The sequence below is a fragment of the Porphyromonas sp. oral taxon 278 str. W7784 genome, from assembly GCF_000467855.2.
Classification (GTDB): Bacteria; Bacteroidota; Bacteroidia; order Bacteroidales; family Porphyromonadaceae; genus Porphyromonas.
The window spans coordinates 320,091-328,868 of the sequence record NZ_KI259221.1; the positions used below are offsets into that span (position 1 = coordinate 320,091).

Annotated in this window: 7 protein-coding genes; all 7 read left to right on the top strand. The window is 53.4% G+C overall.

Going from position 1 to position 8,778, the window contains the following annotated elements; genetic code table 11:
* Nucleotides 1-169: 169 nt before the first annotated feature.
* The 7 genes from HMPREF1556_RS01295 (at nucleotide 170) to cas2 (ending at nucleotide 8,355) form a co-directional block, all read left to right on the top strand.
* Nucleotides 170-2,500, top strand: a complete 2,331-nt coding sequence (locus tag HMPREF1556_RS01295) for a CRISPR-associated helicase/endonuclease Cas3 (protein ID WP_021666375.1) — start codon at nucleotides 170-172, stop codon at nucleotides 2,498-2,500.
* Nucleotides 2,501-2,530: 30 nt separating this feature from the next.
* Nucleotides 2,531-3,220, top strand: a complete 690-nt coding sequence (cas5c, locus tag HMPREF1556_RS01300) for a type I-C CRISPR-associated protein Cas5c (RefSeq protein WP_021666376.1) — start codon at nucleotides 2,531-2,533, stop codon at nucleotides 3,218-3,220.
* Nucleotides 3,217-5,121, top strand: a complete 1,905-nt coding sequence (cas8c, locus tag HMPREF1556_RS01305; protein WP_021666377.1) for a type I-C CRISPR-associated protein Cas8c/Csd1 — start codon at nucleotides 3,217-3,219, stop codon at nucleotides 5,119-5,121. Before cas5c ends, cas8c begins: the two co-directional genes overlap by 4 nt.
* Before the next feature lie 23 nt (nucleotides 5,122-5,144).
* Nucleotides 5,145-6,008 carry a type I-C CRISPR-associated protein Cas7/Csd2 gene (gene cas7c, locus HMPREF1556_RS01310; RefSeq protein ID WP_021666378.1) on the top strand — a complete coding sequence of 288 codons (864 nt, stop codon included), beginning with the start codon at nucleotides 5,145-5,147 and terminating at the stop codon, nucleotides 6,006-6,008.
* Nucleotides 6,009-6,014: 6 nt separating this feature from the next.
* Nucleotides 6,015-6,683 (top strand): CRISPR-associated protein Cas4, encoded by a 669-nt coding sequence (gene cas4, locus HMPREF1556_RS01315; RefSeq protein WP_021666379.1) that lies wholly within the window; start codon nucleotides 6,015-6,017, stop codon nucleotides 6,681-6,683.
* A 276-nt stretch (nucleotides 6,684-6,959) separates the two neighbouring features.
* Nucleotides 6,960-7,988 (top strand): type I-C CRISPR-associated endonuclease Cas1c, encoded by a 1,029-nt coding sequence (cas1c, locus tag HMPREF1556_RS01320; RefSeq protein WP_021666381.1) that lies wholly within the window; start codon nucleotides 6,960-6,962, stop codon nucleotides 7,986-7,988.
* A 76-nt stretch (nucleotides 7,989-8,064) separates the two neighbouring features.
* Complete coding sequence (cas2, locus tag HMPREF1556_RS01325) at nucleotides 8,065-8,355, top strand: CRISPR-associated endonuclease Cas2 (RefSeq protein ID WP_021666382.1); 291 nt, start codon at nucleotides 8,065-8,067, stop codon at nucleotides 8,353-8,355.
* Nucleotides 8,356-8,778: the final 423 nt, after the last annotated feature.

Here is an 8,778-nt window from a genome sequence, read left to right on the forward strand (position 1 = left end):
CACCACCCCTACCAGACGGAGCAAGTAATCGGCTGTCCATCTTCAGCTGATAGTCCCCTTCAGCTACTTGATTTGTATGGTAGAAACCCCTACATTTGCTCTACACAATCGACAGTAACGCAAGAAGTCAACACATAGTGATATATCCGACCTTAATCCGACGGACACCATGCCAGATCCCATCATCGCACACACAAGAGAAGACGGAAGCCTCCAGACCCTCCCCGAACATATAGAAGGTGTAGCCCACCACTGTGCCCTCTTCCTAGAGGAGGCCGGATTACCCGAGCTCGCTCCCCTAGGGAGGCTATTATCCCAACTCCATGATGCAGGGAAAGCTCAGTCGGCCTTCCAGCGCTACATCCTAGGAGAGAGTGAGCACAAAGCTCCGCATAGTGCAGCCGGAGCACTTCTAGCTACCTGCATGCTGTACAAGCTCTCCGAGGAACTTCAGCTGAAGAAACTACCCCGCACCTCCCAGCTCCTAGCCTATGCCATCAGCGGACACCACCGAGGACTATATGACTATATAGAGTTGCAAAAGGAGCTTAAAAAGGAAGAGATCAAGAAGCGCTATGCTAAGACGACTGAAGCCCTCCCCAACATTAAGTCGGAGCTACAAACTTGGATCGAAAAGCATGCTGAGGCCACTGAGACTTCTCTTAAAGAACTTGCTAAGAAAGTAGGTGCGACAGAGCAAGCCCAGGCCTTGATCCGACTACTCTTCTCCTGCCTCGTTGATGCTGACTTCCTCGATACCGAAGCCTTCATGGACGAAGAGCGAAAAGGGCGCCGTCAGGAGGCTACCAGCGGATATGTCCCACTCGAGACCTTGAGGGATCGGCTGACCAAGCACATGGAGGGCTTCTCGACAGAGGGCAAGATCAACGAGGCTCGTAGAGCCTTCCTCAACCAATGCCGAGCACATGGACAGTCCTGCCCGAAAGGCTATTACTCGCTCTTCCTCCCCACAGGTGGCGGGAAGACACTCTCCTCAATGGCTTGGGCGCTAGAGACAGCTCTGAAGCACGAAGCTAAGCGTATCATCTACGTCATCCCCTATACCTCGATCATCACCCAGACAGCAGGGATCTTCCGTGAGATCTTCGGGGAAGAGAATGTACTGGAGCATCACTCAGATATCTCTTTCTCTGGGGATGAAGCCAGCCAAGAGGCAGAGCGCTACGAGCGCACCCGCCTACTGGCAGAGAACTGGGACGCTCCTATCATCGTGACGACGAACGTACAATTCTTCGAGAGCCTCTTCTCCCACAAGGTATCACGAAGCAGAAAGGTGCACAGCATAGCGAACTCCGTTGTGGTCTTCGACGAGGTACAGATGTTCCCGACCGAATTCCTACATCCCATGCTTCGCCTTCTTGAGGATCTAAGGCATATCTACGGCACGCAGCTCCTCTTCTGCTCAGCTACACTCCCTCCCTTCGACAAGGACCATAGTAGCTCCTTCAAGAGAGTAAATGACTTCCATCAGCTCAGCGAAGATATCCAGCCGATCATTCCCGAGGATCCCGAGCTCTTCAAAGTATTCGACCGAGTCATCTACCATCTCGAGGAGAAGGAATACACAACGAAGGAGCTAGCCGAAGAGCTAGCCCGGCACGACTCCGCCCTCTGTATCGTCAATTCCCGCCGAGATGCCTCACAGCTCTATCGTGCCCTGCTCGAGATGGGGAAAAAGCCTCAGGATGTCATCCACCTGTCTCGTAATATGTGTTCGGCTCATCTGAAGGAGCGCATCGCAGAGGTACGTCAGCGTCTGAAGGCAGGCATTCCCACGCTCGTCATCAGTACCCAGCTAGTAGAGGCAGGGGTCGATATCGACCTCCCCATCGTCTACCGAGCTATGAGTGGCCTAGACTCGATCGTCCAAGCGGGCGGACGCTGTAATAGAGAAGGGAAGCAACCAGTCCCTGGGGAAGTCCATATCTTCACCCTAAATGACTATGGTAAAGCCTCCAAGGCTACAACCAAAGAGCAAGAGGCGACACGCTTCCTACTTAACAACTACAAGGAGCATACCCGACCCAGCATGCCTCTGGAACTCATCGAAGCATACTACGACTGCTACTACGCCTTTATCACGAGCTTTGACACTAAGAATATCGCCAAGAGCCTATATGATAAGGACGAGGCTAAGCGATGGCGATTCGACTTCCAGCAAGCCTCTGAAGACTTCCAGCTCATAGACAATGTAGATCGTGACCTCTTCGTCCCCTACGGCAGGGGAAAGGAGCTCCTAGAGGGGCTTGAGAAGCATACCCTCTACCTCAACCACAGGACGCTAAGGGAGCTCCAGCAGTACCATGTATCGATCTCTAAGTGGAGGTATGAGGAGCTCAAGGAAGCTCGCCTTCTCTCTGAGATGGTAATTGATAAGGAGACGGGGAAGAGCATCCTAGTTCTAGAGCCCCAAGGCTATGATGAGGCTCTCGGGGTCTGTACTACAAATCCCCTCCTTGACGAGCCTCTCTTCGGCTAAACGAACAAGCAACAAATACAATCAGCAACTATGGATAAGACAAACCCTAAACTCTATTGCTTAGAGATACGTGGTGACTTTGCCTGCTTCACACGACCCGAACTCAAGGTCGAGCGTGTCAGCTATGATGTCATCACTCCCTCGGCAGCACGCAACATCTTCCAGTGCATCTTCTGGAAGCCTGCCATCCAATGGCACGTCCGGAGGATCGAGGTACTCAAGCCCATCCTACGGACCTCTATCCGTCGCAATGAAGTAGGATCCACGATGAGTCCCAAGGCTACAAAGCCCCTCTTCATCGAAGAGAATCGTCAGCAGCGTACAGCCTATATCCTCCGGGATGTAGCCTACCGCATCTATGCCGAGATGGAGTTCATCCCCTTGGAGAAGCGTACCAAGAAACAGCAAGAGGAGTGCAAGGATCCTAAGGCGGAGACACCCGAGAAGTATGACGCGATCTTCTTAGAGCGAGCTACCAAGGGGCAGTGCTTCACACAGCCCTACCTAGGTTGTCGCGAGTTCACCTGCTCCTTTGAGTACATTCCACGAGGTCAGGTGCAGGACTTACCCATCGACGAATCTAGAGATCTAGGGATCATGCTCTTCGATATGGACTTTGAGAAGAATCTCCAGTGTCCTCCTCCCCTCTTTTTCCATGCCCAGATGGAGCATGGTGTGATCGATATTCCCCACAAATCAAGCAAGGAGATACTCAGATGATACTCAAAGCACTCTACGACTACTATCAAGCGATGGCCGAGCAGGGGAAGGTAGTATCCCCCGGCATGGAGTGGAAAGCTATTCCCTTCGTCATCGTCATTGATGAAGACGGCACATTCAGACGGGTGATTGATACCCGAGACAAAGAGCATAAGCAAGGCCGTGAGTACCTCGTAGCCAAAGCTAAAGGACGCTCAGGATCCAAGAGCTATGCAATCTCCCAGATCCTCTGGGATCACTCTGGCTATGTGCTGGGGCTCCCCACGGATGATAGCGAAGAGAAGCAGGTCATGGCTCCCAAACAGCATGACGCCTTCAAGCAAGAGCTCGCTAAGTTCCGAGAGCTCTTCCCAGAGAACAAAGGCTTCAAGGCTATAGAACTCTTCTACGAGAAGTATGACGAGAAAAAGGAGGGAGAGTCTTCAGATCTATTTGAGGAGGAGGTAAAGGACCTTTCGAACATCATCCCTGATGAGATCTTGCTGGAGATCAAGAAAAAGGTTGGGGCAAACATCTCATTCCTACTAAGTACAGAGTTTCCCCCTAATAAGCTAATCTCCTCTCATGAAGATATTCAGTCTCACCAGGCAGGGAGCTCTGAGGAGGATGGAGAAGAAAAGGGACGATGCTTAGTCACAGGAGAGCAGGGCAGCATCGCTAGACTACATGGTGGGATCAGTCTCTTCGGAGCACAAGCCAATGCCACGCTCATCAGTTTCCAAAAATTCTCGGGCTATGATTCCTATGGCAAGGAGCAGGGGCTTAATGCCCCAATCTCTCAGACGGCATCCGATGCCATCATCTCAGGGCTCAACATGCTCCTCGGGAAGGATAAAAACACGAACTACCGCATAGGAGAGACCACGTTCATATTCTGGAATACCCTACAGGACGATGAACTGCTGAAGGTCTATCAGGAAGCCACCTTCACAGGGCTTCCCTCCGATAGTGACAGAGAAGAGGAGGAGGAAGCAGCTAAGGAGAGGGACCCCGAGAAAGAAACGAAGGTGGTGATCCAGGCTCTTCGGTCAGCACTAGTCAGCAAGAATGCATATATCGATCGGGAGCACTCTGATCGCTTCTACATCTTAGCACTGGCCCCCAACGCCAAGCGTGTCAGTGTCAAGCTCTGGATGGAGGGTACTGTCAGCGAAATCGTCGGTAATACCCTCGCACACCTCGATGATATGAATATCATCCGCTTCGATGGCCTCCTGGATGAAGAGATACCTCCCCTTCGCCCGATCTACCGGATCATGAAGGCTATCTACACGGCGACAGATAGCACTAAGTGGCCGAGGCAGGTAGTGCAAGAGCTACTTGAGAGCATCATCAAGGGACTCCCCTATCCTCCAGCTCTCCAGATGGCATGCCTCGAGCGGATCCATCATGACCATACCAGCAAGTATCCCGTCACGGAGCTCCGAGCAGCTCTACTCAAGGCACACATCAACCGCAAGCACAGAAAGAATCCTCAAATAAAACAGCTAACTATGGCACTAGACAAGTCAAACTCCAACCCAGCCTACTTAGCAGGGCGACTCTTTGCGCTTCTGGAGCGCATCCAAGAGAAAGCTATCCCCGGCGTCAAGGCCAACATCACCGATCGCTACTTCCGTACAGCCTCAGCGACACCAGGGATTATCTTCGGTCGTCTCCTCCAGCTCTCAGCCTTCCACCTATCGAAGATTAAGAAGGAGCACGGAGGTCTCGGCTACTACTTCGATCGACAGATACAGGAGGTACTAGAGCTCCTCCCTGGAGGACAGGCTACCTTCGATAAGTTCTTCTCCCCTGACCAGCAGAGCATCTTCGCCGTGGGCTACTATCATCAGAAGGCCTACCGTGATCAGAAGGCAGAGAGTGCAGCAATCGAAGAAGAACAAGAAACAGAAAATTAACCCAACTAAATATCCATACAATCATGAGTAAGCAACCTATCCAAAACAGGTACGACTTCATCTATCTCTTCGACGTACAAGATGGTAACCCCAACGGAGACCCTGATGCAGGGAATCTCCCTCGTATAGACTTCGAGACGGGACAAGGCCTCGTCACCGATGTCTGCCTCAAGCGCAAGGTTCGTAACTATGTGCAGACCAAGGTAGGAGGTGATCCTCTCAGCCAGATCTTCGTCAAGGAGGCTGCAGTCCTCAACAGCGAGATTGACAAAGCTTATGAGGCTCTTGGCCTCAAACCCAAAGAGAAAGGGAAGGAAGCCGATAATAAGGGCGAGGCACGCCAGTACATGTGCGAGCACTACTATGACATCCGCACCTTCGGAGCTGTGATGACTACGGGGAAGAATGCTGGTCAGGTACGAGGCGCTGTGCAGCTGACCTTCGCTCGCTCCATAGACCCCGTAGTGACTTCCGAGCATACAGTCACCCGCATGGCCGTCACCGACGAGAAGGACAAGGATAAGGAGCGCACCATGGGGCGTAAGGCTACCGTACCCTACGGGCTGTACCGTGCTCACGGCTTCATCTCTGCGGCGCTGGCTCGTGAGACGACATTCAGTGAAGACGACCTAGCACTGCTCTGGGAGGCGCTGAAGAACATGTTCGACCTCGACCGCTCTGCCGCCCGTGGGCTCATGGCTGCCCGTCGACTCATCGTCTTCAAGCACAAAGATGACCTAGGCAATGCTCCTGCCCACAAGCTCTTTGAGCTGGTGAAGGTAGAGGCTAAGGACCCCAACCGTCCGGCCCGCTCCTTCAGCGACTACGAGATCACCATCGACGAGAGCAACCTCCCCAAGGGAGTTGAGCTACTCGACCTCATCTAGCGCATCATGTACACCGAGGACGAGATGCTCCCCCTCTCGGGCATCCAGCACTATGCTTTCTGCCCGAGACAGTGGTACCTCATCCATGTGGAGCAACTCTGGGAGGAAAATCATCTGACGGCCGAAGGGCATCTACTCCATGAGAAGGTGCATCAGCCCAAGGAGAGTGGTCGGCGAGGCAATGTCATCACCCTTCGCTCTGTCCCCTTAGCCTCCCCCTCACTTGGCCTCTATGGATACTCCGATGCTGTGGAGCTACACCCAGCATCGGAGTCCCAAGGGGCTCACTTCCATCACCCCAAGTACCCTGGAGACTGGGAGGCTATACCGATCGAGTATAAGCGGGGGCGTCCCAAACGAACGAATGCCGACAAGCTACAGCTCTGCGCCGAAGCGATCTGCCTCGAGGAAACCTATGGCATACACATCCCCCGAGGATACCTCTTCTATGGTGAGACGAAGCATCGGGAAGAAGTCGCCTTCGACACCGAGCTTCGCACCGAGGCCCTACAGATGGCTATCGAGATGCACCGCTTATACAAAGACGGGGCAAGCATCCCTCCACGTTACGCTGCATGCTGTCGCTCCTGCTCCCTACTAGATCTTTGCATGCCTCAGATGAATCAAGGAGAGCGAGCTTCGGATTACCTCAGTCGCTATCACCTCCTTGACTAGCCCTTTAGCTAAGGCCCTCATGAGCACGCATCACGAAGCGTCTATAAGCCTCTAGAGGGCATAACTTCAGCCAACCCAAGGCACACACCTCCTGCTCTTCTCCCCTTAGATCATCCTCCTCACTAGGCACCCATACATGGGGTCCACCTCCGACCCATGAATGGGGTACTCGACCGACCCATGCATGGGTCACTTGAGGGAGGCATGTATGGGGTACTTGGAGGGCAGCCTATTCTCCTCGGATCATCGAATCAATTCCCCTGCCCTTGTTAAGCGATGAGACACCTTCTAAACACCCTCTATATCCTTACCCCCAACGCCTATCTGGTCAAGGATGGAGAGAATATCGTCGTCCGCATCGACGACGAAGAGACGCTACGTGTACCGATTCACAACCTCGAGAGCATCCTCTGCTTCTCCTACATGGGCGCTTCACCTGGAGCCATGTCGCTCTGCGTACACAATGGGGTGAAGCTCTCCTTCCTCTCTCCGACGGGGAAGTATATCGGTTCGCTCGAAGGGCCGATCAAGGGGAATGTACTCCTGAGACGGGAGCAATATCGTCTAGCAGATGACGACGTGCTCTCGTCGCATCTGGCTTCGATCTTCATCGCGGGGAAGATAGCGAACCATCGGAGTGTCTTAGCCCGCTTTTGTCGGGACCATCATCCCCCGCACGAGGTAGAGAGCGAGATCGAGGAGGCTCGGGCACTGCTGAGGCAACAGCAACATAAGCTATCGGAGCAGACCTCACGCTTAGGCGTCATGGGGATGGAGGGCTATGCTGCGAATGTCTACTTCGGACTATTCCAGCACCTGATCCTCAACAAAGAGTTCACCTTCTCTGGACGAAGCAAACATCCACCGAAGGATGAGGTGAATGCCTTGCTCTCCTTCTTCTACACCCTGCTGACGCATGATGTGCGTGCTGCTCTCGAGACGGTGGGGCTGGATGCCTACGTGGGCTTCCTTCACGTGGATCGCCCAGGTAGACCGGGCCTTGCCCTCGACCTCATGGAAGAGATGCGTGCCTACCTCGTCGACCGTTTTGTCCTATCGATCATCAATAAAAGACAGATCGAAAGGAGCGACTTCATCCCTCAGGGAGAGAAGGGCTTTCTCCTCAAAGAGGATGCTCGTAAGCGCCTCATCGGCCTCTGGCAAAAGCGCAAGAAGGATGAGATCACCCATCCATTTCTCAAGGAGAAGATGCCCCTAGGCCTGCTCCCCTATATCCAAGCGCTCCTCCTGGCTCGGCACTTACGAGGGGACTTGGATGAGTACCCTGTATTCCTAATGGTTTGAGCTGAAGATGTATATCCTCGTCACCTACGAGGGGAGTCAGATGAGCACCCCGTATTCCTAATGATCTGAGCAAAAGATGTATATCCTCGTCACCTACGATGTCGCCACAGCGACTCCTTCGGGCGCTAAGCGCCTCCGCCAAGTAGCCCGCATCTGCAAGAACTACGGGCAGCGTGTCCAGGCCTCGGTCTTCGAATGCTTGGTCGATCCAGCACAGCTAGTAAGCCTCCGTCATGAACTCCTCTCGGTGATCGATGATCAAGAGGATAGTCTTCGGATCTACCAGCTAGACAAGCACTACCAACGGCAGATCCACGTCTACGGCAAGGTCACCTCCTTCGAGCTCGAAGGCGAGCTCATCGTCTAGCCCCACCCAAATAAGCCCCGCCCCAGCATCTTCCCCCACTCCCCCGAGGCTCATTCTTCGAAAATCCCCAAGCACCTTCATCTAAGCCTACAGCGAACCCTAAGCGAACAGCGATTTCCTGCATCATCCGCAGAGGCTAGTAATCAGCCACATAACCAAAACTAAAGCAACAAGCGCGCTCCCTCTCTCCCTTTCCATCTCCCCTCTCGCAGATTACGCTTGTTTATCCGCCCTATAATACGCAACTTTGCACCACACTGTCGCACCCCTCCCGGGGTGCGTGAATTGAAACGTGGATGAGAAAACTCGTGCTGAAATTGCTAATAGTCGCACCCCTCCCGGGGTGCGTGAATTGAAACGAGATGGACGCACGCTTGTCGTAGGAGAGCTCTACGTCGCACCCCTCCCGGGGTGCGTGAATTG

What these genes read in the sequence shown, in the direction of transcription:
- HMPREF1556_RS01295 (WP_021666375.1), top strand. Translation starts at nt 170, where the DNA reads ATGCCAGATCCCATCATCGCACACACAAGAGAAGACGGAAGCCTCCAG.
- cas5c (WP_021666376.1), top strand. Translation starts at nt 2,531, where the DNA reads ATGGATAAGACAAACCCTAAACTCTATTGCTTAGAGATACGTGGTGAC.
- cas8c (WP_021666377.1), top strand. Translation starts at nt 3,217, where the DNA reads ATGATACTCAAAGCACTCTACGACTACTATCAAGCGATGGCCGAGCAG.
- cas7c (WP_021666378.1), top strand. Translation starts at nt 5,145, where the DNA reads ATGAGTAAGCAACCTATCCAAAACAGGTACGACTTCATCTATCTCTTC.
- cas4 (WP_021666379.1), top strand. Translation starts at nt 6,015, where the DNA reads ATGTACACCGAGGACGAGATGCTCCCCCTCTCGGGCATCCAGCACTAT.
- cas1c (WP_021666381.1), top strand. Translation starts at nt 6,960, where the DNA reads ATGAGACACCTTCTAAACACCCTCTATATCCTTACCCCCAACGCCTAT.
- cas2 (WP_021666382.1), top strand. Translation starts at nt 8,065, where the DNA reads ATGTATATCCTCGTCACCTACGATGTCGCCACAGCGACTCCTTCGGGC.